Source organism: Chitinophaga tropicalis (assembly GCF_009758205.1).
Lineage (GTDB): Bacteria > Bacteroidota > Bacteroidia > Chitinophagales > Chitinophagaceae > Chitinophaga > Chitinophaga tropicalis.
The window spans coordinates 490,754-516,843 of the sequence record NZ_WRXN01000005.1 but is presented as its reverse complement, the minus strand read 5'-3'; the positions used below and the strand labels follow the sequence as shown (position 1 = coordinate 516,843).

Here is a 26,090-nt window from a genome sequence, read left to right as displayed (position 1 = left end):
AAATCGGCTTCTAACTTAATTACCTGAAGACTTTCCTTTTAACCAGTCCCGCCAGTCCGCCGCTACTTTATCCCAGTTAAATACATCATAATTGGGTTTATCATCTGGTAATAACGGGAAAAAGTTATGGTCTACGCCAACATAATCCATAAAGGTGAAATTTGTTTTTCGCGTAGCAATTGCAGCAACTCTTAAGTAATCATTCTGTGCAACCGCCCCGAAATCTTTTGTGCCATAAGTAACCAGGACAGGAATGTTTAGCTTTAGTAGAAGCTCTATAGGTGGTGGATTTGAGAACTGGTACAATCCCTTGTAAGTGTCACCTGTAGCATTAATATCATTTCTGTTTTCAACTGTCTTTTCCCAATCACTAAAAGACGCCGTCACATCTACAGTACTATCTTTCCATTGCTCGCTCCTTGCCCGCTCAATAATTGTCATTATTCTTCCTAACGGACTACCTCCGGAATAGATCAACGCTGTTACCTTCTTACATTTGTAAGCAATATTCGCAGCTATAGCCGAACCTTCAGAATGGCCTGCAACAACAAGTTTCGCAGAAGAAACGAAACGCTGTTGCTGCAGGAAATTTATTACTTCAATATTTCTCCCTACATAATAGTCCAGCAGGTTTCTTCTTCTGTAATTACCTGAGCTATCTTCAACAGTAAGATCATTCGATAACGACTGCTGGTCCGCGATCAATGGAACAAAAGGCTTGCTGATAATGGCTAAGTGATAGTCTTCACTTAAACTGTCCGGATTAAAAGGGAAAACACTGTAAATACCGGTCATCCCATTATTGTTATACTTTATTATTAACGGAATTGGCAAACTGCCCTGGCAAAACAGGAGCAAAGGCTTCTTAATTTGCTCTTCCCCTTTTTTTGATTTTATCAGTATGTCAACTGTATCATGTTTATAAATTGTTTGCAAGTGCCTGAACCCAAAATCCTCCGCTTTTTGTCCGGATAGTGAAATGGGAAAAAATAGAAGAAATATGCTGAGCAACGGTTTCATATCCTTGTAATATTATTACTTTAAGTACTACACGATTTAATATAGAGGTAAAATAAATATATTATATTACAGATCAAATTAGTCAATATGCCATCATTTTCAGCATTCCTGGCAAAGCTTTTTAAACCCGGTCACCCCTCAATCCTGACAGAAAGGGAATTTGCAGAGGTATATCTGAAGGCGTTAAGAGAAGAATATCCAACAGTAAATTTTACCCTTAACCCTGACCTTGTCATTATCTCAAAAAAAGATGACATGGAATACAAACAATATATTGATAATGCTTTCGTAGCTTATAAAGCTGAGCCGGATTCAATTGATGATATCATAAACAGGTTCGTTGAAGCCGCGGCCAGCTTATACCAGGAATCAGAAGAAATAGATCTCAATAATGTAGTGCCATTAGTTAGAACGAACGATTTCGTAAAAGAACTAATCAAAGATAACGGTGGCAAGTCTTTTTTATTGAGCCGGAAATATAATGACGAATTGGTAATTGTCTACGCTGAAGATTCAGAACATAGTGTCAGATATTTAGGAGAAGACGATTTAAAAAGTCTCTCTGTTTCAATAGATATTTTAAATACCATTGCAGTAGAGAACCTTGGCAGAATATTATCTGAGATCCAGACTCATGGAGAAAATGGCCTCTATATGTTAACGGCAGGAGGCACCTACGAAGCCAGTTTAATTCTAATGACCACTCTTTGGACTTCCGGAAATTTTCCTATTGATGGAGAGTTAATTGTCGCAATTCCGAATAGAGATCTCCTTTTAATCACTGGAAGTGAAGATGAAGAGGGGATGAGTAAGATCCGGGAAATAGCTGCAGAATCATACAATACAGGGAATTATCGTCTTTCAGAATATTTATACAGATGGACAGGAGCAAAATTCGAAAAGTACAGCTAACAAAATATAAAGGCCGGAGTGAAAGCTCCGGCCTTTAACTATATCTTCACCTGCAGTGTCAGATAATATCCTCTTCTGTCCGATGGTATGATCCCCGGCCCGGGATAGCCATCCGCTCTCCTCGTAAAATATTTAGCATTAGCAAGGTTATTGATACTCGCAAAAATACCCAGCCATCTCCACTGATAACTGAAACTCATATCCATTACCTGGTAAGCCGGCACAACACCATCTACCGCTGTGGGGGTGAATTCTGCATTGGTAGCATCAGAATACTGCCTAGCTACATAAGAATATTGGTAAGTAATATTATACTTCTTATTACCGAACGATAAGCCTGTCCTGAACAGTACAGGAGGCACATATTCCACCAGCTTATCCTTTATCGCAGTTTCCTGTGTATTGATATAACGTGAATCGATCAATGCAAAGTTGGTATAAACTGACAAACGGTGACGTGATACTCCTGCAGAAAGTAGCTTCAGCAGATCTGCTTCGATCAGGCTTTCAAAGCCAATATTACGGCTGTCAGCCACATTGGTACGAAGGCGATACACCATATTATCCTGGTCTTTCGTGAAGATAGAACCTATACGGTCATTATACCTGAGTAAGAAAATACTTGCGTCGAAGTAAAGCCAGTCATTCAGTTTGCCTCTGACACCACCATCAGCTGTAAAGCCCGTTTCATCTTTCAGCAATGAATCTACTTTTGCATTATCATTCTGAACGCGCAGGTCATTAAAGTTAATAGAGCGGTAATTCTGTGAGATGTTCGCATACAACTCTATCCCGCTTTTAAACTGGTAGGAGGTACCAATACCAAAGAGCACAAAAGAACGGTTATTCTCTTTTTGCTCCGGCATTTTCACATTCGGTACAAAACGCATGATCTTGTAATAGTAGCCATCCGCTTTGGTGGAGATATGTTCAAAACGTACGCCGGGAGTGATGCTCCATTTATCCGTTATCTGGAATATATTCTCTGCAAAAGCAGCAATATTGGTGCCTGGGAACTTATAGGATGACAGGTTGGGTTCTTTAGGATCAAAATTAAAAACAGCCCCTGAACCGGCATCGGCATCTCCCTGGTCGCGATAGGTAAGGCCTTTATATACCCTTACTCCGGTAAGTAAAGAACTGGTTTGTCCATTAAACAACCGGTACTGATGTAACAGTCTCAACTCAGAGCCATAGTTCCGGTAAGTGTCTGCCAGGAGATCTCTGGGTCCACCCGGATCAGGACGGTTAATATAACTGAGAATGCCTAATGCTTCCCTTCCTGCCCGCAAAGCATAACTCCGCCAGTTCAACTTTGTGCTGCTGTTGATCTGGTAATCAAATGTGATATTATAGAGATTCCAGTCTACTTTGAACCAGTTCCTGCTTCTGACAGACATGGAAGGGTCTTTATCAAAGTCACTGTCAGTCAATCCCCCTGGCTGCTGGGCAAGGTAATGCATGAAGGTATATTCCCCCGTTATCTTTAATTTATCGGTTATAGGATAATCCACGTGTATATAGGCGGTTTGCTGGTTGAAATGGCTGTTAGCCCTCCAGCTGTCTGCTCTTTTATACTGGAAATAGGAGTAGTAGTTAAGCTTGTGTGTAGTGCCTCCTATGCTGTTGAACGAATTAAAGAAACCAAAAGAACCGCCGGTCTGCCGGCTGATAAACTCAAAAGGCTTATCAGCAGGACCTTTCTTCAGCTGGAAGTTTACTAATCCGCCGAATTGCGTGCCATATTGCAGGCTGGCTGCGCCACGCACTACCTCTATGCGTTCAATGGCTTCAGTAGGAGGGGTATAATAACTTTCAGGGTATCCTAATGCATCCGCGCTGATATCATAACCATTCTGACGGGTGTTGAAGTTAGATACACGGCTGGGATTTAACCCACGGCCCCCAATACCCAGCTGAACGCCGCCGCCATCATATTCCCAGATATTCAACCCTACAATACGGCCGTATACCTGGCGGGGATTATTAGTAGCCAGGTTGGCATTTATATTGGCAATATTGACCACTTCTGTCTTCTTCCCTGCATAGATAGCTGTTCCTTCTACCTGCCTCAATTTACCTGCCCCATGCTCATTGGCAGAGTATACTACTATATCATCCAGCTGAGTGCTTTTTGCAGGTGTAAGACGGAGCGTTAATATTACGTTCTCTGATCTCACTGTTACCTTCTGCTTATATTCTTCTGCACCCACCCTTTGTATAGTAAGCTCATAATTTCCCGGAGCTACTCCAGGAAAACTGAAATTCCCTTTTTCGTCAGTGGTAGTACTTAAACCCCCTGGCGTCAGTTTCACAATAGCCCCATCCACTATGGTCCCATTCATCTCAATTCTGCCACTCAGCGATAGCTGCTGTGCATAAACGGCTACAGTAAAAAGCAGCATGCCTGCCAGGCATACCCATCTTCTCATATTACTCATGTTTCTCTTTATAAGGTAAAATCCATTGATAATGACGCCAGCTGTACGGCTGTGCAGCAAGATTCACAGCCGGATCTATATACAGTGCCGATCTTCTGCCATTCAGCGCCACATAACTTTCCACATAAACTTCGGGTTGCTGTACGCCCCTTATTGCAAAAACTTTTGCCAGGTAATGCGCGTATTGTAATATCATGTCCGGTTGAGTGCTCATCATCTTATCCTGTAACGGAGTGAGGAACTCCCGGTTGTTGACTTCAAATGTTTTACCGGTGGCAGGCTCCTTTACATAGAAAAATGTATTGCCTGATTTCTCCATCAGCATTACCCGCCAGGAAAACCGGAACCCTTCCTCTGTCCAGAACAATTTATCCGGGTATAACAGGTACCTGAAGGGTAGCAGCAGCTGGAAGATAAAATGGATACAAAGCAGGGCAAGTATCAGCTTGTTTGCATAAGGTAAATAGGTATAGGCCTTACCTGTCTGCTTCTTTTTAAAAAACGGCAGATAGCTGAGCAGGCGCAGATGAAAGTCGCTGCTGAAAAATATCAGGCTGCCAGCTATCATCACATAAGGAAACATGCCTATTCCCGGGAAGAATACAGCCGTCGCCAGGTGGAAAGCCAGTACAAAAAGATATGCTACTGGTCTTGTTTTCCGGAACAACAGGAAGAATGCAATGAAAAGATCATAACAGGCGCCAAACCAGCTGAAGAAATAAGCTACCCATTCTTTGTACATCAGCGTACCAATTACCGGCAAATGGCTTTTTGCGGGCAGCCATATTTTCATAGGCATGGCCTCAAAAAGCCAGTCGTGACCCAGCTTTGCAAGCCCGGCAAAAAAGTACACCATCACCATCTGCAAACGGAAGATCCCTATTGTCCAGGCAGGCGCCATTGTCTTTTCAGCAGTCAGCCGTAGCCGTACATCCAGGGAATAGCAGGCATTGGCAGGCACCCATATCAGCAGAAAGCTGATAATGCTGATAAAATAATAGTGATTGAGGTAGTTGGTGATATCTATCAGCTCCACATATGTAAATGTAAAGAAGAAGATAACCACCGCTACCCTGTAGAAAAGCCCCAGCATGATCAGCAGGGCGGCTATTGCCATTACGGCAAAAAGGATATGCATACCGGTAGCGCCCAACGGACGTATCCAGTCCATACCCTGAAGGGGAAAATAGAAAACCGGCGTTACATACAATGACGTGATCCATCCGTTTAACCAGAAACGGATAATACTCAACAGCATCATGGCGCCAAACGTGATCCTGTAGGTGACCAGCGGCGCTATATGTACCGGTCGTTGTATATTAATCCCCATCGCTGTCCTGGTAAGTGATCCTTACTCCGGTGGCAGAAGCCACATCCGTTTTTAACAGGGTGAGCAAAAGCTGTACTTCCTTATAGGCTGCATCTACCAGGTCTGCATTGCCGGTAAAGGCTGCAGACATAGGATCAGGAATAGCTTTTAATTTGGTAAGTGTTACATCAAACTGTTTCAGCACATCTGTATTCAGCTGATCTTTCTTCAGGGATATCAGGTAATCATCTATTCCTTTATTGTCGCCACCTGTATAAGTGTTGCGAAGATTGGTCAGGTTCTCCACCGCCAGTGCTGCTGAAAAACCGGAATAATAAGCCTCACATTTATCAGCAAACACAATACCGCCGGATTGTTTGCCAAACGGCCAGCCTATGCGCGGGCCTTTTAGCTGGTCCATCTCATAGGCAAACTGGTTAACCAGGTATCCTATAGGACTGCCCACATCTGAACGGGTATTACCAATAAATTGAGAGCGATAGGTACTTTTCCAGTCGGCCAGTGTCTTATCAACGAGGCTCTTTACCTGTGCCAGCACATCCTGCACATATTTCTTTCTGCCTGCGCTGCTCAGTTGCTGCACAGCACCAGGGCCAAACAGCAGGTAATCCAGTGCCGGTAACCCTTGCTGGGCAACAGTACCGGTGCTTGCAAAATTGTAGGTGCCGGATTGTATGTTGGTATTTATCTTCACCGTATCGGCAGGGAAGGTATTGACAAAGTTACCTAAGAGATAAGTTTCAGCAGGGCCATACTGGTGTACAGAAACCCGCTCAAATTGCAGATAAGCATTTTTAAAAGCCGACTGCGCCTGTTGCTGATTGGCATCTGTGGGCGTTGTCAGGAATGTGGTAACGGCAGCGTCAAGTGTCTGCAACTGTGTTTGCAAAGTGGTATAACCAGGTATCACCAGGTTATCAGCATAGTTGGTCAGCATAGCTGTTTTATCAAACCCGGTTTCAGGCTGCGGATCGGATGATCCTCCACCTTTACTGCAGGCATAGAAAATGATAGAGATCGCTCCTGTGGCCAACATTACGAATAATGTATTCTTTCTCATCCTGTAAAAATTATCTGGTTTATATACGTTTAACAGCACGCTCCCGGTAGGTTTACCAGGAGCATGCTGCATAAAAGGTTGTTGTGATATCTATCTGTTAATGGTCCTTAGAGACTATAAGTCTTTGTAAGAATATCCTTTGCTTCGTTAAGGCTCTTGAATCCTGCTTCGTTCACCAGTGTATAGAAACTGGTGTTGATGATCGTTACCAGTTTCTGGTAGTCCGTGGCAGACAACTTACTGCTGGAAGCCCTGTATTTAAGTGAAGAAATAAAACCATGACACTCAGACAAAGCATGGAACTGGGCCCCCAGGTTGCCGATGCTGGAAGAGCTCTGCGGTGCAGTCACATAAGCCAGTGCCGCTGCTGCTGCCAACCTTTCCCAGGTGCTCTGAATGGTTTTGATAGCTTCGTCGCGTACAGTGTAGTCTTTTGCCCCAATGGCAGCACGTCCTTTACGGAATGCTTCGAAAAGAATACCACCCGCCTGGATGGCTTTACCTCTTTCTGCCAGGTAACCGCCCCAGAGCAATGGCCTGTTGGCATCAGCGGAAGTATATGTTTTGGAGGAATCGTAATCTGTAGGGATAGCCAGGTAGCCGAATGCCTCATCCCAGTGATGCTGCATAGCCGTACCCTGTCCCGTAACAACAGTGTTATTATCATCCTGTGAGATCTTGCCTAAAATGGTCATCGCTTCTTTAAAGAACAGACCACCCATCATCCCTTTCAGGGCTGCCTGACCATATTCAACACCTTTGGCGCCTACAATGATCTTGCCGCTTCCACGGGGAACGAAGCCCGGAATACCCTCAGATGCCTGCACATCATTCACCTGGCTGTTTGACACTACGCTGTCCACATAACTTTTATACGTTGTAGCATCAGAGGTTTTTTCTGCCAGGCTTAAGCCTGAACCATCCAGTTTGGTATCACTGAATGGATTATTGGTATTATTGAACATGTTGTTAACTGAATCCTGGCTCAGTTTTACAGTCTGGGCCTTCTTCATGTAAGCATCCAGCTTTACCATCATGCTGACACGGGCAGTAGAGGTGCTATAATCCACATTATCAAATGAATATGTTGCAGGTACAGTATACTGCGGAATTTCGGTGTTATCGTCGTTAGAGCAGGAAGACAGAAATGCAGCAGCGCACATGGCTAACGCCACAGCCTTTGCAGGGAGTAAATTTTTCACTGTTACTGTTTAATTTAGATATTTGTAATAGTTTAATAGGATAAAATCCTCTCGATACGGATGCAAAGGAAGGGAGAAATTTTAAAAACCATCGCTCAAATCGGGAAATTTAGCGATCAAAAGCGGAAATTCGGTGATTTAGGAAAAATGAAGGCTCCCTTCCCATATGGAAAGGGAAATATTTATAATATATTATTTTTTTGACACCAGCTGATATACCTGTTCCGTTTTATACAATTCCAGGATTTGACCCCATCCTACTTTTACAGTATAAAACTACAAACAATGAAACGGATACTTTTTAGCTATTTAATTATTGCCATATTCTCATTGTCTTCAGCAAAAGCTGCACCGGGTGAAACACTGGTCCAGGTATTCAGCAATACATTTCCTGATGCGAAATACGCCAGGTGGACTGAAAACGGAGAATACTATATTGTATCTTTTACACGGAATGAAACCCGTTACAGGGTATGGTATGATAAGGCCGGCACACTTGTTTACTCATTAAGGTACTGCCAGGAAGGCGAATTGCCTGTGAAAGTATTGCTGGAAGTAAAGAAAAAGCACCCTGACAAACACATTGATGGTGTTATTGAAATTACAGACACGAATGGTGTTATTTACGAACTTATACTGAAAGGGAAGAAGAAATGGTATGTGGTCCATGCTGCCCCTTCCGGCGATATAGTCCTTAAATACTCTTTGCTGAAGCAGGAGTAGCCTGTCAGGATTCCAGCCAGCGTAAAAAATCCTGGCTCTTTAAACGGCTGATAATGATCTTTTCCGGTGTAGGACAGATCGTATCTATCAGCAACCTCCTGTTGAAGTAATGTTCCACACCGCGGATAATATCCCGGTTAATAATAAACTGCCTGTTGGCCCGGAAAAATTGCTGTTTATGCAGCATGCCTTCCAGTTGATCTATAGTATAATGAATAACATATTCCTGCTTGTCAAATGTGCGTAGTATTACCGAGCCCTCCCCAACATGAATAAAATATATGTCTGTCGTTTTTACAGGAATTATCTTCTCCCTGTAATGTACCAGTATAGACTGTTTATAGTTATTTTCAATCTGTGTCAGCACCTTGTTGAAACTGTTGGTGTACGCGGCTGAAGAGTAATGCTCCCTGATACGCTGGAATTTTCTAAGGCTGCGCTCCAGCATATTTTCTTCTATAGGCTTTAACAGGTAATCTATGCTGTTGGATTCAAATGCCTGTACAGCATATTCATCATAAGCAGTACAAAAGATAACAGGAACATTGACCTGTACTTCCCTGAAAATATCAAAACAAAGCCCGTCCCCCAACTGTATATCTGAAAAGACCAGGTCCGGGGCCGGGTTTTCCCGGAACCATTTAATAGCTGTATTAACAGAAGGTAGAATATTAGCGATAGCAATGTCCTGGTCAATGCCAGACAACATTTTCTTCAGCTCTTTTGCCGTCTTTGGCTCATCTTCAATGATAATAACTTTCATAGCTTATCAGTGGTAAATTGACAACAAACGAGTCCGTTGTTATAATGATCTCCGGTTCTTTCCTCAAAAGTAGCTGGAAACGCTCTTTAATATTGGCCAGCCCCAGGTTGGTACTCTCTTCAGGCGTTTTCCGGAGAGACAATGAGTTCTCTACTCTTAGTATCCCGTTACATGGTATACCGATCTTTATCTGTAAGGGAGATTCTATAGAAAAACTATTATGTTTTATTGCATTCTCGATCAACAGCTGAAGAGTAAGGGGAGGGATCACATAATTATAATGGTCCTCCGGCACATGAATGGTGACCACCAGGGCATTTTCAAAACGCTCCTGGAGTATGTAAAGATACGACCGGACAAATGAAAGCTCTTCTTCAAGCGTAGTTACATCCTTCTCTTTAACATTCAGCAGATAACGGTACACATGAGACAACTGCACAATAAACCTCTTTGTATCCGGGTCAGTAGCAATTGTTTTCAGAGTACTGAGAGAGTTGAACAGGAAATGTGGACTCAACTGCTGCTGTAAGGAAAGCAATTGAGCCCGGAGCTGTACCTGTTTAAAATGTTCATTTTCCAGCTGTTTTTTCTGCAGGGTATCATTCGTGTAAATGATATTAAATATGATGAAACAGAGAGTGGTCAGGAATGCCGAGGTGAGCAAGCGTTTAATGAGATCAATAAATGTAAGTTCAGGGGCCTCCCCCGGGCCCATACGAAGGCTGCTGGGTATAGACATTGCACAGGTGTAATTCAGAAGCAATGCTACCAGTATACCGGCAGTGATACTTATAGCAATTCTTGCATTCCTGGCAAACGGAGGCAGATCAACCTGTTTAAAATAAGCCTGTATCAGCCAGGCAGGGAAAATGTTTATGGAGATCAGTAGAATATGTATCAGGAAGCGATAGGAGTATAATTGCTTCGTATCTCCTACACGTACAATGGCGGCGCCAACAGCTGTGGTACCGATCATAATAAAACACCATTTCAGGTAATATGAACGCTGCATCCGCAAATTTAACGGTTATACCACATTAAGTAAGGACCGGCAGGTGAAGTGTACAGGATAGGGGTTAAACTGTACATTTTCCTTTTCAGAATATCTTCTCATTATTCTATCGTTGCCGCAGCCGGCGCCTGCAGAACATATCCCTGCGAGCCTTTATATGTGTAAAGCCTGGTAACAGTAAAATTACCCTTCTTTTTGTTTTTAATAAGCGGACGGATTTCTTCCGGCAGCTCTTCCATCTCTGTTGTATTATAATTCCCCTTAATAGTAACAATGATATCCCGGAAAAACTTCTTTCCACCTGTAGATACCTTATACGTAGCCGACCATGATGACATCCCCGTTGCTGCATCTACCCCTGTCCGTTCTACATTCGCCGCTGCCATAACCTGCCGGTAGGCGCCCCCGCTTCCGGCTACCAGGTAGAACCAGCTATCATACGGCCCTCCGGCCCCTCCATTTACAGTCCTGATCATAAAGGCATACTGGCCCTGTCCTATAAGCAGGAGGACCGGTTTCGGACAACTTGAAAACGCACCATAAGCAGCTACCGCAGGTTGAAAGAATTTTAATGTCCATACACTGTCTGTCAGCACAAACTTGGCAAGCCCCAATAACCCGCCGGTAAAGCGTCCTACCCTTGCGCCTTCAGGATCATACTCGGAATGATTAATAGCAAGCATCTTATATTGCGTTCCTGAAGAATCACTGTAACTCATTACATTCAGCAGCCTGGTAGCTACCCCTGCTTTATAAGGAAATGAAACATCTCCATCTTCATTTGCATCTGCATATGTTTTAACCTCACAGGTGCTGCATTCCCAGTTGATCACCTTATCCTCGTAATTCTTGTCGGAGAGATCATAGTATTTGCCGGGAAATAATTTCAGCAGGGCTTTTTGTCCGTCAAAAGGAGAGGGGAGGGTCAGAGAACGGTCTTGTAGTAATATAGCGCTGTTCAGCTCCTTCTTTTCAAGATCTCCTTTATTGGCTTGCGCAAAGCAATGAAATACCAGGGAACAATTAAAGAGCAGGAATAGGAATGATTGTTTCATTGAACATATTTATTGACATAATATGCCCGAAATTACTCTTTTCAGCATTTCTCAGGAAATCTCTCTTTAGTGCTTTCAGCAACAACCATAAATAAAAAGGCTGTATCAGAAATGATACAGCCCCAAACCATTATAATTCAAATCAGTTTCCTACCTTCTTTTATATTTTCCATAACTAATAAGAAGAGCAGGTATTACCTGTTAATGTAGCGCCAGCACCGGTTGCTGCCGTCACAGTCGATTTTACAGCAGAAGTATCAATTTTTGAAATACTGTAAGGAGGCGTAAATGCAGCTGTGCCATTACCTTCAGTATTACCTGATACGCTGATGAATTCATTGTTCTTAACTTCTACAGCAGTAGAATTCTTATCCATCAGGTCAATCGGATTTTTCACTTTCTCAAAAACATTCGATTCAATTAACAGGTTAGCTTCAAAACCAGCCTGTATACAGCTCTTGCTTACTGTGCTGCTGTAATAGCTGTTCAGAACATGTACCTGGCCAAATCTTACACGAGGCATACGGGCAACACAACCCTCAGCCCACCAGCATCTTACAAAAGTGATGCGGAAATGCCCCCTGTCAGTAGTAGCGCCATCACTGGAACCTATCAGGTCAGAGAACCTGTGATCATCAGAACCACCAGGTCCGCCCGCTTTAGGCGCTTTCAGATAATTGAACTTGCAGTAAGAAACAGTAATGTAATCGGAAGTATTCTTGATATCAAAGTTCCCGTCAAGACCGTCTCTGAATTCACAATGATCTACCCACACATTAGTGCAGGCATCCAATGTAGCATTGTCCCATCCATCAGTATCATATGCACCGGGACCATCAAAAATAAGATTGCGGATAATAATGTTGCTGCATCTCTTTACATAGATGATGCCGGACTTATCCTTCGTCTGATCTGTCGATACCAGCTTCGCACCGGCAGAACCATAAAGGGTTTTCCCTGACTGGTCCTGGAAAGAGATCCTGCCACCGGAAGGAATTGTAATAGCGCCATCCACCTGTATCACTTTAACAGTCTTATCAGCGATAGCAGCTTTTAAAGCATCATAGGTGGTAACCACTGTAGCAGTTGCGGACCCGCCGCCAGTCACTCCGCCGTTCTCAGACGCCCATCCCTGTACTGAACAGGTAGTGGCGTTTGTTGTGCTGTCTGTAGTCATCGCAGCAGAGCTGGTGTCTATAGTCTCAGAAACTGAGGAATCACTTTTTTTTGTGCAGCTTGAAAATGTACATGCCATTGCAACAGCCACTGCTGCGGCATATAAAGAGTAGGTCTTCATGGGTAATCGGATGGTTTAATTTAATTAATGTTCACTGGTTTAAATAAAAGCAGGTGCTCGGCTTGATTTGCGTTTAATGGTTTTTCAATGCCGCAAATTTACAAAAGGAATTAATATGAAAAAAGTTTAATTTATCTAGTGCATGCCGGAAAGCAATGAAATCACACTCATTAGTTAGCTCTTCTTTCTTTCTGCAAACAGACCTGTAAATCACAACAACCTCACATTGAAGTTTTAATGTTTGTATACCGCCGGTATAGAAATAGAATGTTACCGTATTATTAAATGTTAATTGTCATTATTACATTTATGCCGACCTATAAGTTCACTTAGAAAACCCGGTTATACCCACTAAAAACTACGTTTATGAAAAAACTTCTGACGCTGCTTATGGCCTTCCTGGTCATAGGTACCTATGTCTCAGGACAAAATCCCCCGGTTAATGTCACCGGCAAAATTACAGGCAGGGAAGGCTCTCCACTGCCAGGTGTTTCTGTTCGTGTAAAAGGCACGCCTGCAGGAACATCTACAAATAATGAAGGAAGCTTCACTCTCTCCGGCGTACAGGAAAATGCTGTACTGGTTATCTCAAGCATCGGCTTCGATGTAATGGAAGTTAAAGTGAGACGCGAAAATCCTCACCTGGACATTACATTGAACTCTTCAGTGAAAGACCTGGGAGAAAGCGTCGTCATCGCCTATGGTACCGTCAAGAAAAGAGACCTCACAGGCGCCGTTGTTTCCATCAGGGAGGCTGATATCACCGCTACGCCTGTAAACAATGTAATGGAAGCACTACAGGGCAAGGTGGCAGGCATGGATATTATGCGGCCCTCCGGTGCTGTTGGCTCCAACGTAGATGTACTGCTGCGCGGTACCAGGTCCATTTATGGAGATAACTCTCCCCTGTTTATCGTCGATGGTATTCAAAGCAGTTATTCACAGATCAATCCTTCAGACATCGCTACGATAGACATCCTGAAAGATGCTTCTTCCACCGCCATCTACGGCTCTGCAGGATCAAACGGAGTAGTGATCATCACCACTAAAAAAGGAAAGACCAACAAATCAAACATCAGCTTTGATGCCTTTTACGGCCTCAGCGGTAGTCCGCATTTCTTTCACAGTATGACCGGGAACGAGTACGTAAAATACCGGCGGGAACTCTATCGCACAGTGAATGGAGAATACCCGCAGGACATGTCCCAGATCTTTACCACCGAGTCAGTACTGGATGCTTACAACCAGAACAAATGGATAGACTGGGTAGGGCTGATCACCAACAATACCGCCACACAACAGAAGTATAACCTGTCCCTTTCCGATGGCAGCGCTAAAACAAAGATCTACACATCTTTCACCTACACACAGGAAGATGGCTTGCTGAGTAACGAAAACCTGAAACGCTATGGAGTAAGGATGAACCTGGACCATGATGCCACCACATGGCTGAAAATGGGGACCAACATCAACGTGAATTATACTATCCAGAACGCAAGGGCAAAGAATATCTTCACAAAGTCATTGTCAGCCCTTCCTCTGGGAGATGCCTATGACGCCAACGGAAATATCAATGTCGAATACGTTACAGGTGAGACCACTCCATTGGGAGACCAGCTGCCCAACCAGTTTGCTGATAATACACGTACCACATTTGCTAACCTGAACGCCTATGTTGAACTGAAACCGTTGAAAGACCTTTCCTTCCGCTCCGTTATAGGTACTACACTGAATAATTACAGGAATGGCAAATACTGGGGAAAACAGGCTGTTTCCAATGTGGTATCAGGGTACGCATCTCCGCTTGCTGCCATCTATAACGGCTTCAGCTATGGATATATATGGGAGAATATCCTTACCTGCAACAAAACAATAGCGAAAGACCACAACTTTACCGTTACCGGCATCACCTCATGGGCAAAGAACAGCGCCGATTATAACAATGCCCTGGGTCAGGGCCAGAAGCTGGACTATTACCAGTTCTATAACATAGGGAATGGCACCGACAAGACCGGCAACGCTTCTTCCTACGAACAACGGCAGAGAATGTCTTTTGCCGGCAGGGTTAACTACAGCTTTAAAGGAAAGTACCTGCTGTCATTCACCAACAGGTGGGATGGCGTTTCCCACCTGGCCAAAGGACATAAGTGGAGCGCTTTCCCGGCAGCTGCAGCAGCCTGGCGCATCTCTGACGAACCTTTCATGACAGATGCAGCCGGCTGGCTGAATGAATTGAAACTCCGTGCCGGTTACGGCGTTACCGGCAACTCAGGCGGCATGTCTGCCTATTCCTCACAAACGCAGGCGTACACCTACCAGGTCATTTCCCTGGATGGTAAACTGGTACCCAACGTACAGAACTATGGCACTTATTCTAATCCCAATATCAGCTGGGAAAGAAGCTACAACCTGAATATCGGCGTAGACCTGTCACTAATGAAAGGACGCATAGATCTCGCATTAGACCTGTATAATACAGATACCAAAGGACTACTGTTCAAACGCACCCTACCGGTTACTGCCGGTCTGACGGCATGGGGATCGCCACTGGCCACCTGGCAGAATATCGGACAAACCAATAACAAAGGCCTGGAAGTCACACTCAGAACACGCAACATCGTAACACCGGCATTTGAATGGAGCAGCAGTTTTTCTTTTACAAAAAACAAAGAGAAGATAGTCAGCCTGCCGGATGGAGATATCATCGCTGAAAAACTATTCAAAGGCCAGCCCATCAGCACGCATTACGATTACAAATACCAGGGCATCTGGTCCACCGCTGAAGAAGCCACAGCCGCTCTGTACGGCGCTAAGCCGGGTTTCCTGAAAGTTGCTACCAAAGAGAAGTTTGACGCCAGCGGAGTAGGAGATAAAGGCGTACATCCCTATTCCGCTGAAGACAGGATGATATTAGGCTCATCAGTACCCAAATGGCTGCTAGGCATTAATAACAACTTCACCTACAGGAATTTTGATCTTAACATATTCACTATGATACGCTGGGGACAAATGATCAACAGCGGCCTGCTGGGATGGTACACCACTACAGACGATGGCCAGCCTGCCGGAATCGACTACTGGACACCGGAAAACCAGTCCGCCCATTTCCCCCGCCCGGGCATCAACGGTACCACAGGTATAGAATCACTGAAATACGTGGATGGCTCTTTTATAAAGATAAAGACCATCACAGCAGGATATACGCTGCCTCAACGTCTGACACGCTTCACTCACATGGCCAAAGGCCGCATTTATGCCACTGCCTATAACCCGCTGATCTATACCAGGAACAAAGCTTTAAAAGGCTCAGACCCGGAAACAGGAGGCTCAGACACTTTCCCCCTGTTTACCACCTATGTATTTGGTATGAACATCACTTTTTAATCCTCAAAACTCTAATGATATGATCTCTCGTTTACTATTATTGCTGCTGGCTGTTGCAGGTATCTCTTCCTGCTCGCTTGAGGAAAACAACCCATCAGGATTTACAATTGAATCAGTCGCCGCATCTTCTGTAGAAGGATACAGGAACCTGGTGAACAACTGCTATTTCGGTATGGAAAGGCAACTATACGGTTACAATCAATGGATGATGTTCTGCGAAGCAGGAACAGATATCTGGACATACCAGAAGAACGGTGTATCTTTTTCCCAGTTCTTCAAATATGGAGCAGGAGCTGCCATGAACCTGACTATGGGAGGAACGGTATGGAATGTCTGCTATGACGGGATAGGCTCCTGTAACACTGCTATCAGATATGCCAATATAGCACCCTTTAAAACAGAGGAAGAAAGGAACGCCATGGTGGCGGAAGCCTATTTCCTCAGAGCTATGTATTACTATAACCTGGTAGAACAGTTCGGTGGAGTAACAGTTACAACAGATGTTGTAGTAGATGTAAACCTGCATCCTGAAAGAGCAACGCCGTTAGATATCTATAAAAACGTCATTATTCCTGACCTGGAGTTTGCCGTAAAATGGCTGCCCGTGAATAATGGTATTACCAAACCTTCCCGGAAATCAGCTTTAGGCTTCCTGGCAAGAGCTTACCTGCAGACAGTGGAATACGACGAAACGAAATCCCTGGCCGGAAAAGCCCTCGAAACAGCAAAGCTGCTGATAGACGATTGTGAAGGCGGTGGTAGCCTCTACAATACCTACCTGTATCCTACTTTCGATGAAGTGTTCCTGGAAGCTAATAACGCCGCCAACAGGGAAGCCTTATGGGCACACCGTTTTGTAGTAGGTGGCGTGAGTAATAACGCCTGGTACATGAATATGAATAATGAACTGTTCTACTGCGTTGTGACCGATTTCGGAGCAATGCAGCAGCTGGGCTCGGATTATACCACCTGGGGCCGCCGTTCCGGCGGACAATTCATGCCCACTTCCTACCTGCTGAACCTCTACGTGCAGGAAAACGGAACACTGGACCCCCGCTATCATAAATCCTTCCAGACCTCCTGGACAGTCAACAAAACATCCTATACCTGGACAGATGCAGGCCTGAAGATCTTTGACCGGGATGCATCTGTCACCAATACCACCAGTCTGGCCGCCGGCAACCTGGCTATCGACTTCATTCATCCCAATGATCCGGACTATGCCTCAAAAGTGACCGATAAGCTGAAGAAACCATACCTGGTAGTAGATTATGCAGATGTCTATGACGCCGCTGCCAGGTCTGTCAAAATGCAGTACAACCGGGTAAACAGACCCCTTGATGGCGGCGGAACATTAACCACCAACCCGTTCTTCAGTTTCTATCCCTCGCTGGTAAAACATAACAGCAGTAACTATTACACCAACAACGCATCCAATAACCGCTATGGCAATTTAAACGCCACATTCATGATGCGTATGGCTGAAGTATACCTGATAGCTGCAGAAGCAGATATTTACGCAAATGGTGGCGGAAACGCGCTACGGTATCTTAACAGGATAAGAAGCAGGGCAGGGGCAGCACAGCTAACCACAACCCCCACTGTACAGACAGTACTGGATGAACGGGCCAGGGAACTATGTGGTGAATATGTTAGGTTCTATGACCTGAAACGGGCTAAAAAACTAAACAAAACCTACCTGATGGAAACAAACCCGGACGTAGGTCAGTTCTTTACAGACAACAGGAATGAATTGAGACCTATCCCAACAGGATTCTTAAATACGTTACAGGATGGCGGCTCATATTATCAGAACCCAAATTATTAAAGGGGGATTAAATCCCCACCCCCTTCCCTCAAAAAGAAAGCGTTTGCCGCAGGCAAACGCTTTCTTTTTGAACAATCCCTCTACGCATTTAAAAGCGAATGCCTTTTCTTCGCCCTTCTCCCCCTCTTTAAAAGATACCACTTCTTATTCTTAGGATAACTCCTGTAAGAAGTCCTGTTATTAAAAAATATAGCCACTATCAACAGGATAATACACCCTGTCAGCACAGGACTTAACACATACCAGTACCCCATTGACAATATCCTTTCCGACCCTATATTCGCTATTAAAGCAGTAGCCCCTCCCGGCGGATGTAACGTTTTTGTGATCTGCATACACACAATAGACAGGGAAACTGCTAAGGCCGCTGCCAGCCATATCTCATCCGGCACTATCTTATGCACAGTCACCCCGATAATAGCAGAGATCAGATGCCCGCCCAGCAGGTTTCTGGGCTGTGCCAGCGGACTGTTAATCACACCATAGATCAGTACGGACGATGCTCCAAAAGACCCGATCAGGAAAAGATTATCAGTAGCAACAAGGTATTGGCTGTGCAACAGGCCTATCAGCCCAATACCGGTGAAAGAACCGAGGAAGGTCCATAGATGCTCACGGTAATCTACCAAAGTCTCTTTGTACAATATATAACGGGCCGTACGCGCATGCCGTCTCAATTTTTGTCTCATTTCTTCTCGTGGTTTCCGTATTTGAGGGGCAAAATTAATATTATTTGGATTTTAGCAAAAATGGAGTCCTCAGTTTGGCCCTCTATAAGTTGTGTACATAAGAGAAAAGTAACCCGGTAGAAAAAAAGACACCTTTCACATAACCAGGATTCCCCAAAAGAAGATTATACTCATTCGGATTGTCGAAATTGACCGGCTGTTTATATCGGGACGTTCTGCCATAACTGAACATCAATCCACTGCGAAGGTTAAATTTGCGTCTTCTGAAGTTCCCACCCAGCTGCGCATGCCATGTATTCCAGGTTACCTTATATGGCCTGTTGCCATTAAACTCAGCAGGCTCGGGTGTTGCATAGCTGAAGTCAGTCCGGAATGATCCAAAAGCAGTAAAGTTGGGATTCAGGAAATAGCTTATACCCAATGCAAAATTGGTTACTTTTTTATGTTCATCCCGTAGCCGCAGCAGAGCTGACGTATTTGTGTTTATATTGCCGGTATCAGGCCTAATAAAAGATTCAGTCCTCGGAGTAATAATGTTGTAACCGCTTACCTTGCTGAAATATTCGGCAGCCAGGTATATCTGTCCCTTATTATAGTCAATGGCGTAAGCCGCCGCTATGCTGAATGGAAGTTTGTATCTGGCAGGAAGTTCTGTTTGCCGGTCATTCGCCAGTAGATTTTCATTGAGACCGGTATTGGGAATATGCAGGTTTGATATATACAGGTCACTCTGAATAACAGAAAACCCTTTCAATGTGATCATCGGAGAAGACAACAGCAATCCAAAATGATGTTTGCCCGCATCATATGAAAGACCGGCTTTCATACGCATACCAATATGTGTATAAGATGCTTCATAAGAATAACTGCTGCTGGTAACAGGCCCCAGAACAGTAGTATCTGTGTTGACAATGGCCCTGGACCTGTAATCTTCAAAGATGTCCTGCGATCGTTGCTGCACCTCCATCGTAAAACCCAGCGCCAGCCGTTCATTCAGCTTCCTGCCGGCACTGATGCTCGCAATGGTCTGGTTAATATGATTACTCGCAGAGTATTGCCCTACATAGTATTCCAACCCCGGGCTATATGAATTGTCCAGTACATCCATTTGTTTATCCTGCCTTTGCCCGGTAGTATAACTGATAATTGGATTATGGATCAGCGCATAACCAATAGCCAGTTTATTGAAGATAAGAGTACCAGACACCATTTGAGGAACAATACGGGGCCGGCTGCTTTTCAAAGGCTTATTCCTGCCTATGCCGTCCCTTATCCTTACCCGCTCAAATTCGTATATGTTTGCTGAAATTGAAACACTGTTCTTGGGATGAATGGCCAGTAGGGCAGGGTTATAGTAGAACAACCCACTGTCCCGGTCATTTGCTATCACTGCTCCCGGAAGCAGGAATCCCCCGGGACTGAAAGATGATTCCCAGTAATGGGCATCCTGTGCATTGCTCTTATTAACGATGAAAAGTATCAGTAAAGAAACGGTCAGTAACTTTCTTTTCATTTGCGAACATTTAAATTGGAGATTCGGGGTACTATCCGGATTAACCTGTTAATTAAAGATAGTAAAAAATAACCTTTGCATTTTCCCGCGCTGATACCAACGTTTACGCTATTGTAATATATTTACATTACCCAAACTCATATACTACCGGTATCCTTACATAATTGTTCTTTCATATTTATGCTTTATGGTTAAAAAGAACCTTTTGATCCTACTGATCCTTTTGCGTTACACCTGCCTGTACCCGCAAAGCCTCACATTCACGCAACCCATGACTTTTCTGAAAGGAGCTGCATCAGATAAGGCGATAGATATTACTAACTTCAGACAACACTATTTCGCAACATGGAAGAGCATCGGGAATAATGGCAGTATAAACGTAAGTTACCTCGGCACAAGGGCAGACACAGCGTTTGTCCAGACCAGCATGGCAATACCGGATGCTGTATCCGGTATTGCGCCTGTTTTCCGGACAACGGATAATCATATATATCTTTTCTGGATAACAAAGGATGGTACCGTAAAGTATATTGTTAATACCTCAGATACAGGCTTTGCAATGGCGCCTGTTCATACCTTATCTACCAGTGAACCGGTATCATTCACGAAAGGGATCAACGCAGCATTTGTTGGTAAGAAGGTTATGCTGGCAAGTCATACTGATAATAAAGACGGGATCTTTATTGCTATCAGCCAACCCGGCAAAGATGGTATATTGGAGAACGCAGCCATTGTACCGGTTAAAGGAGCAAAATCGCCGGATTATCCTTTTGTGGTACCGGTCAGTGATCAGGCACAGGTCAGATGCTCCTGGGTAGATATTAAAGACAGGAAGGTATATTATGCTGATTTTGATCCTTCACTGAATACCTGGTCAACACCGCGATCCCTGCCGGATGCGGCTTCAGATATAGCGCCTGCCCTGTACAGTGTATTTCATAATGACTGTCTGTTCTATATATGGAATTGTATTGACAGGAAAGGACAATTAGCCTACCTGACACAGACCGGCGGAACATTTGCCGGTCAGCAGACATACCTGCCTGCTTATTTTTCAACAGATAACCCGGTCTCTGTCAGTTATGTTGACCAGAACAATTTCATAATGGGCTTCACCGGAAAAGACCATCAGCTCTATATCAGCTATTTTTCAGCCTACGATCCTGCCTCCTGGATAGGAGACCTGCTATATCCCGGAAAAGCAGATTACAGTCTCCGGGACATTGTCATCCCGGGTGCGCACGACGCCGGCATGTCTGTGTTAAGCGGCACCGGAGGCAGTGAGAGCGGATCAATAAATGAGTGTAATACGCTTACTCAATCGCTTAAAATAGAAAAACAACTGCAGGCCGGGATAAGGATGTTTGACCTGCGGATAGATAAATATAACGGACAGCTCTATACAAAGCATTCCTCTTCAGATTGTATGGAAGATGCTATTGGAGGCGGATGGGGAGAGAGTATAAATGAAATACTGAATGCCACTAAGACTTTCCTCAATACAAATAAGAAAGAGTTTGTAATTCTCAATTTCAGCCACTTTTGTGAAAGACATATTCCTGTAAAAGAGCAGGCCAGACTAATAACAGATCTGTTGGGAAAAGAATATATATACTACAGGCAGGAGGGGAGACTGGCAGATACAAAATTGAAAAACGTTGCGGGGAAAGTGATAGTACTGTTTGAAAATTATGCCTATCCTGATCTGTTGGTAGATTCAGGGACAATGACCACCGGTTCAAAGGCCTTTATCAATTATCGCCGTGAATATGCTGCCACTAACGATCTTCAGAAACTATTAACAGCACAGCAGCTTTTTTTCAAAGAACTTAAAGGGAATATTCATGATAATGATCTGGTCCGCCTGGACTGGCAATTGACCGAGGCGGGCAGTGAGGCTGCCATGATATGTAATGAGTTCCAGTCAGAAAAGACGAACCCCCTGGTAGATGGAGTGTTGCTGTTAACCAACGTGATAAAACATCATAAAAGCATTATTACACTCTCACTTATCGGCAATCGCTACCTTGCACCAAAAGTAGTGGAGTGGATCAGGGATGGTACTATCAATAGAGAGAATAAGCCCAACATCCTGTATGTAGATGTAGCAGGAAGCTGGATCACCGATTTCTGTATAGATCTTAATCGCACGCCTTTGTATAGTAAACAACCCGATTGATGAGGTAAATACAACTTTTAGCACATTCCTGACTGCCCTAACCTTTTTAAATTTGTATATGCTTAATACCCCTACATGGTGCCGGAAAGGGAACACCGGACGCTTTGTTCTCATAACAGTATACCTGCTGTTGACCCTGTTGATGCAAACAGTCGCACTGCACGCTCAGCAGAAAGGAAGACCTCATTATCAGTTGCTCTGGCGTATTAATGGCCCGGGATTACAAGCCCCTTCCTACCTGTTCGGCACTATGCACCTCACAGATAAACGGGTATTCGAATTCAGCGATTCAGTATTAACCGCGCTGCGCAACGCATCCTCCTTTGCCATGGAAGTAGATATGGACTCACTGATGGCTTATATGTTATCGCCCGACGGACCACTACTCGATACCGTAAACCACCTGCGTCATGTCCTGAGCCCGGATGAATACCGTTATGTAGACAGCCTGGTGATAGAAAAGACCGGCGCTCCCCTGGAAGAGCTGAGACTGAAACGCTTATGGTTTGTAGAGAAGCTGCTTATCGACGAGGACGAAGTATTGGACAAAAGCACCGGTCCCGCCCGTAAAACAGAGAACATATTCCTGGATGGCTGGCTCCACCAGAAAGTTACCGGGCTGCACAAACCGGTACATAGCCTGGAAAGGATCCGGAACCAGATGGATATTATGGACGCTAATATCTCAGATGTACAGAAGGAAGCATTTCTATGGAATCTCGGCTATAATAATACCGGTCAGACACAGAATATAACAGACAGGATCAGAGAGCGGGCAACATCCTTAGAGTCGCTCGTAGACCTGTATTATGAAGGCAACCTGGAAGAGATAGCAAAAGTAGTGAACGATTGGGGGAATAGCGGAGAAGACCTTGATCTTGAGCTCCGTAATAATGAAATGGCCAGGAACCTGGCTGCCCTGATCAATAAAGGCAGCGTTTTTGCGGCCGTGGGAGTAGCTCATCTGCCTGGCGAAAAAGGTATCTTATCATTGTTACGGGAGAAGGGCTATTCTGTAACTCCCGTCAAAGCCACTTTTACTGGTATAACCCAGCGGGAGCGTCAGCGGCTGGACAGCCTGAAAGGCTATTCACTGAACAGGATCGTTGACGGTTACAGTGTCGAGCTGCCGGGCATCCCGATGGCTTATCCCATCCCCAATTTAAACCGTAAAATGTATATAGGTGGCGGCGAGACCGAAGCCGGTTTCGCCTTTACCATGGATATTCCCCAACTGGCAACAGATAAACGGGAACTGGTAAATACCATGATCAACAATATGGCGGCCCAGGGGAATGCTGTACTGCAAAGATCCTATCCTATCACTTATCGCAATATAGCCGGAACAGAAGCTGTGTTGCTGCAGCAAAGCTCACCTTTATATATACGTGTGTTTATCCGTAATAACAGGGCTTTTGTATTCATGCACAGTTATCAGGGAAAAGACAGCAGCGCCAGGAAGACATTTTTCCAGTCCGTACGCTTCTATGATATTGTGCGCCCCGTTACAGTATATGATACCCTCCGTAATGTGCAACAGGGCTTCGCTGTCATCATGCCTTCCGAAGCTAATCATATACAAACCGGTAACAGCGGAAATTCCCGTCCGCAGGAAGTATATTCTGCTCTTGACGATGCTAACAATATCTCCTACGTATTGCAGATCCAGAAGATGCAGGTAGGTTATTATAACATAAATGATAAACAGGTGCTTGAAAGCATCCGGGAACAACTGCTCAGGCAGGATAGCGCTATGAAACCGGCAGATTCAGCACTGGATACACAGGGCGGATTACCACGCTACCGCTATAGTTACCGCTATGGCAATAGTTTTATTTCCCGCTTGCATTTTATACCACGTGGTAACCTCATGTACTGCCTGGTATGCACTTATGACAGCGTCCGTACAGACAGCAGCTACTGGCAACGCTTCCTGTACGGCTTCCAGCTACTGCCTTTACAGGCGCATCCTCCGACTGTTACTTTTACACCGGCAGACAGCAGTTTTACTATAGCAGGGCCGGGTATCTTTACCGGCAATTCCCGCGACTACAGCTACGGCTCATCGCCTGTCAATGTACAGTACTACGCTGTTATGGACAGCGGCTCCAGCTCTATGTACATGATAGAAATAGATAAATACTCGCCTTACTATCACGATGAACCTGACAGTCTCCTGAAGAAATTTGTGCTCGAGGTAGATACCACATTTATCTTAAACAGTAAGAAACAATATGTTTCAGATGGCCTGCCTGTATATGAGGTAGAAATGAAGGTGCGGTCCAGTGGTTTACGGTTCTACCGAAAGGCGGTGATAGCAGGTCATACCGTCTACAGGATGTCTGCCATTCTGCCGGAAGAATTGGTAACCACAGGTTACGGCCCGCAGTTCCTTGCTTCTTTCCGCCCCGGAAGGAAGGAGAAAGCAGATACCCGCCGGCTCCAGCAGAAGAAACTGGATCTGTTGCTGAAAGACCTCCGGAGCACAGATACAATGGCATTTAATGCCGCCAGTAAATACCTGCCCAACTTTACTCCGGACAGCTCAGACATAGGACCTGTTTTAAATGCACTGGCCAAACCTTTTCCGGCAGATACCGGTGATAATAATACCAGGATTAAGCTGCTGCTTTCATTAGGAAAGATAGGAGGGGATGCTGTTGTCCATACAACAGAGATGTTGTTTACTGCCACAACCGATCTTCAGCTAAGAAAGCGTATGCTGCGTTTCCTGAACGGCCTGTCTTCAGATTCTGCTATCCGTACTTTTTTCCGCCTGGCTCCGGAATTGCCGGAAGGTTGTGCCGACAGGGGGATCTTTACAGGCTCTTTCAAGACAGACAGCCTGTATCATCTGTATCTGCCTGACATGATAGCTGCTGCTGAACGTTCCGGAAGCTTCCTCCATGCCTTCACCGCATATACCAGTCACGATTCCCTCTGGCTGCCGCCTCAGTTTAATCAGCATAAACTGGAACGGCTATTGCCTGGTGTAACAGAAATGTTTAAACGACAGTTGAGAAAATGGAAAGACAGGGACCCGGATGCAGATAGCAGCTGGAACTGGGAGAATGACCTGTTGCAGACCGGCCATATACTTGCGTTGCCGGGAATGCCTTCTTCCTCTGCAGAGCAGTTTCGCGAGCTGCTGGCAGATACTACTATGTCATTGCGTGCACTGGGAGCACGTGGATTAATGAGACAGGGTGTTAAAGTAAGTGATAAAATACTTAACAGTATTCTCACAGATCACAGTACAGCATACACATTCATCCAGACAATGAAAGAACAGCAACAGCTGCAGCACATCCGTCACCTGCTTTCCCAGGACCTGCTTGGACGCAGTTATCTGACCTATTACCTGGAAGAGGAATATACTTTGTCAGCTATTGAGATGGTAACTCATATAAGGGTACAACCGGAAAAGACACCGGCTGTATCGCTTATATTATACCGTTATAAAACAGAAGATAGTGAAGACTGGGAGTATGTCTTAAACGGCCCCCATCCGCTGGAGCCTGCTAAGCTTAATTTCGAGCCTGAGCTAACGCATTGGATCAACGATAAAAGTATAGTAATGGATAGAAAGCAATTAACAGCCGTCGCAACAAAAGCATATAAAGATTACCTTGAAGAAAAGGACTAACGTGAGCTGCCGCATAAATCTCATCTCCCAACATTC

The 26,090-nt window shown here is 44.6% G+C and carries 17 protein-coding genes; 6 read left to right on the top strand and 11 right to left on the bottom strand.

Annotation, left to right across the window (positions count from 1 at the left end; translation table 11 throughout):
* Window positions 1-15: 15 nt before the first annotated feature.
* Window positions 16-1,020, bottom strand: coding sequence for an alpha/beta hydrolase family protein (locus tag GO493_RS14580; RefSeq protein ID WP_157306937.1), 1,005 nt, complete (start codon window positions 1,018-1,020; stop codon window positions 16-18).
* Window positions 1,021-1,107: 87 nt separating this feature from the next.
* Here GO493_RS14580 and GO493_RS14575 point away from each other — a divergent pair, with 87 nt between their 5' ends.
* A complete protein-coding gene (locus GO493_RS14575) occupies window positions 1,108-1,932 on the top strand; it encodes a DUF1444 family protein (protein WP_157306936.1) in 825 nt (274 codons plus the stop codon).
* A gap of 38 nt (window positions 1,933-1,970) precedes the next feature.
* Here the strand turns inward: GO493_RS14575 and GO493_RS14570 are convergent, their stop codons facing one another.
* From GO493_RS14570 to GO493_RS14555, 4 genes are all read right to left on the bottom strand, one after another.
* Window positions 1,971-4,364: a TonB-dependent receptor gene (locus tag GO493_RS14570; protein ID WP_198315714.1), complete on the bottom strand. Its 2,394-nt coding sequence runs from the start codon at window positions 4,362-4,364 to the stop codon at window positions 1,971-1,973.
* A gap of 1 nt (window position 4,365) precedes the next feature.
* Complete coding sequence (locus tag GO493_RS14565) at window positions 4,366-5,703, bottom strand: HTTM domain-containing protein (protein WP_157306934.1); 1,338 nt, start codon at window positions 5,701-5,703, stop codon at window positions 4,366-4,368.
* Window positions 5,693-6,763: an imelysin family protein gene (locus GO493_RS14560; protein ID WP_157306933.1), complete on the bottom strand. Its 1,071-nt coding sequence runs from the start codon at window positions 6,761-6,763 to the stop codon at window positions 5,693-5,695. The genes GO493_RS14565 and GO493_RS14560 overlap by 11 nt, the downstream gene beginning before the upstream one ends.
* A gap of 107 nt (window positions 6,764-6,870) precedes the next feature.
* Complete coding sequence (locus tag GO493_RS14555; RefSeq protein WP_157306932.1) at window positions 6,871-7,965, bottom strand: DUF4856 domain-containing protein; 1,095 nt, start codon at window positions 7,963-7,965, stop codon at window positions 6,871-6,873.
* A gap of 285 nt (window positions 7,966-8,250) precedes the next feature.
* Here GO493_RS14555 and GO493_RS14550 point away from each other — a divergent pair, with 285 nt between their 5' ends.
* Window positions 8,251-8,688, top strand: coding sequence for a hypothetical protein (locus tag GO493_RS14550; protein WP_157306931.1), 438 nt, complete (start codon window positions 8,251-8,253; stop codon window positions 8,686-8,688).
* A 4-nt stretch (window positions 8,689-8,692) separates the two neighbouring features.
* Here GO493_RS14550 and GO493_RS14545 read toward each other — a convergent pair whose 3' ends face one another.
* From GO493_RS14545 to GO493_RS14530, 4 genes are all read right to left on the bottom strand, one after another.
* The gene (locus tag GO493_RS14545) at window positions 8,693-9,451 is read right to left on the bottom strand and encodes a LytR/AlgR family response regulator transcription factor (RefSeq protein WP_157306930.1); all 759 of its coding nucleotides are present in this window, start codon (window positions 9,449-9,451) and stop codon (window positions 8,693-8,695) included.
* A complete protein-coding gene (locus GO493_RS14540) occupies window positions 9,432-10,463 on the bottom strand; it encodes a sensor histidine kinase (protein ID WP_157306929.1) in 1,032 nt (343 codons plus the stop codon). Before GO493_RS14540 ends, GO493_RS14545 begins: the two co-directional genes overlap by 20 nt.
* 101 nt (window positions 10,464-10,564) lie before the next feature.
* Window positions 10,565-11,518, bottom strand: a complete 954-nt coding sequence (locus GO493_RS14535) for a hypothetical protein (protein ID WP_157306928.1) — start codon at window positions 11,516-11,518, stop codon at window positions 10,565-10,567.
* Between the two features lie 175 nt (window positions 11,519-11,693).
* On the bottom strand, window positions 11,694-12,815 hold the full coding sequence (locus GO493_RS14530) for a pectate lyase family protein (protein WP_157306927.1): 1,122 nt from the start codon (window positions 12,813-12,815) through the stop codon (window positions 11,694-11,696).
* A 366-nt stretch (window positions 12,816-13,181) separates the two neighbouring features.
* On the opposite strand from GO493_RS14530, the gene GO493_RS14525 reads away from it, so the two are divergent.
* Together GO493_RS14525 and GO493_RS14520 are read left to right on the top strand one after the other, a co-directional pair.
* Window positions 13,182-16,199 (top strand): SusC/RagA family TonB-linked outer membrane protein, encoded by a 3,018-nt coding sequence (locus tag GO493_RS14525; protein ID WP_157306926.1) that lies wholly within the window; start codon window positions 13,182-13,184, stop codon window positions 16,197-16,199.
* A 19-nt stretch (window positions 16,200-16,218) separates the two neighbouring features.
* Window positions 16,219-18,027, top strand: a complete 1,809-nt coding sequence (locus tag GO493_RS14520) for a RagB/SusD family nutrient uptake outer membrane protein (RefSeq protein WP_157306925.1) — start codon at window positions 16,219-16,221, stop codon at window positions 18,025-18,027.
* 80 nt (window positions 18,028-18,107) lie between these two features.
* On the opposite strand, the gene GO493_RS14515 is transcribed toward GO493_RS14520, so the two are convergent.
* On the bottom strand, window positions 18,108-18,716 hold the full coding sequence (locus GO493_RS14515; protein ID WP_157306924.1) for an HPP family protein: 609 nt from the start codon (window positions 18,714-18,716) through the stop codon (window positions 18,108-18,110).
* A gap of 82 nt (window positions 18,717-18,798) precedes the next feature.
* Window positions 18,799-20,229 (bottom strand): hypothetical protein, encoded by a 1,431-nt coding sequence (locus GO493_RS14510; protein WP_157306923.1) that lies wholly within the window; start codon window positions 20,227-20,229, stop codon window positions 18,799-18,801.
* 205 nt (window positions 20,230-20,434) lie between these two features.
* Between GO493_RS14510 and GO493_RS14505 the strand changes: the two genes are divergently transcribed.
* Both GO493_RS14505 and GO493_RS14500 read left to right on the top strand, forming a co-directional pair.
* Window positions 20,435-22,408, top strand: a complete 1,974-nt coding sequence (locus tag GO493_RS14505) for a PI-PLC domain-containing protein (RefSeq protein WP_157306922.1) — start codon at window positions 20,435-20,437, stop codon at window positions 22,406-22,408.
* A gap of 58 nt (window positions 22,409-22,466) precedes the next feature.
* Complete coding sequence (locus GO493_RS14500) at window positions 22,467-26,054, top strand: TraB/GumN family protein (protein WP_157306921.1); 3,588 nt, start codon at window positions 22,467-22,469, stop codon at window positions 26,052-26,054.
* The last annotated feature ends 36 nt before the right edge of the window (window positions 26,055-26,090 follow it).

Bases quoted from the DNA above. Each gene is read 5' to 3' on its own strand.
- GO493_RS14580 (WP_157306937.1), bottom strand. From the start codon at position 1,020: ATGAAACCGTTGCTCAGCATATTTCTTCTATTTTTTCCCATTTCACTA.
- GO493_RS14575 (WP_157306936.1), top strand. From the start codon at position 1,108: ATGCCATCATTTTCAGCATTCCTGGCAAAGCTTTTTAAACCCGGTCAC.
- GO493_RS14570 (WP_198315714.1), bottom strand. From the start codon at position 4,364: ATGAGAAGATGGGTATGCCTGGCAGGCATGCTGCTTTTTACTGTAGCC.
- GO493_RS14565 (WP_157306934.1), bottom strand. From the start codon at position 5,703: ATGGGGATTAATATACAACGACCGGTACATATAGCGCCGCTGGTCACC.
- GO493_RS14560 (WP_157306933.1), bottom strand. From the start codon at position 6,763: ATGAGAAAGAATACATTATTCGTAATGTTGGCCACAGGAGCGATCTCT.
- GO493_RS14550 (WP_157306931.1), top strand. From the start codon at position 8,251: ATGAAACGGATACTTTTTAGCTATTTAATTATTGCCATATTCTCATTG.
- GO493_RS14545 (WP_157306930.1), bottom strand. From the start codon at position 9,451: ATGAAAGTTATTATCATTGAAGATGAGCCAAAGACGGCAAAAGAGCTG.
- GO493_RS14540 (WP_157306929.1), bottom strand. From the start codon at position 10,463: ATGCAGCGTTCATATTACCTGAAATGGTGTTTTATTATGATCGGTACC.
- GO493_RS14535 (WP_157306928.1), bottom strand. From the start codon at position 11,518: ATGAAACAATCATTCCTATTCCTGCTCTTTAATTGTTCCCTGGTATTT.
- GO493_RS14530 (WP_157306927.1), bottom strand. From the start codon at position 12,815: ATGAAGACCTACTCTTTATATGCCGCAGCAGTGGCTGTTGCAATGGCA.
- GO493_RS14525 (WP_157306926.1), top strand. From the start codon at position 13,182: ATGAAAAAACTTCTGACGCTGCTTATGGCCTTCCTGGTCATAGGTACC.
- GO493_RS14520 (WP_157306925.1), top strand. From the start codon at position 16,219: ATGATCTCTCGTTTACTATTATTGCTGCTGGCTGTTGCAGGTATCTCT.
- GO493_RS14515 (WP_157306924.1), bottom strand. From the start codon at position 18,716: ATGAGACAAAAATTGAGACGGCATGCGCGTACGGCCCGTTATATATTG.
- GO493_RS14510 (WP_157306923.1), bottom strand. From the start codon at position 20,229: ATGAAAAGAAAGTTACTGACCGTTTCTTTACTGATACTTTTCATCGTT.
- GO493_RS14500 (WP_157306921.1), top strand. From the start codon at position 22,467: ATGCTTAATACCCCTACATGGTGCCGGAAAGGGAACACCGGACGCTTT.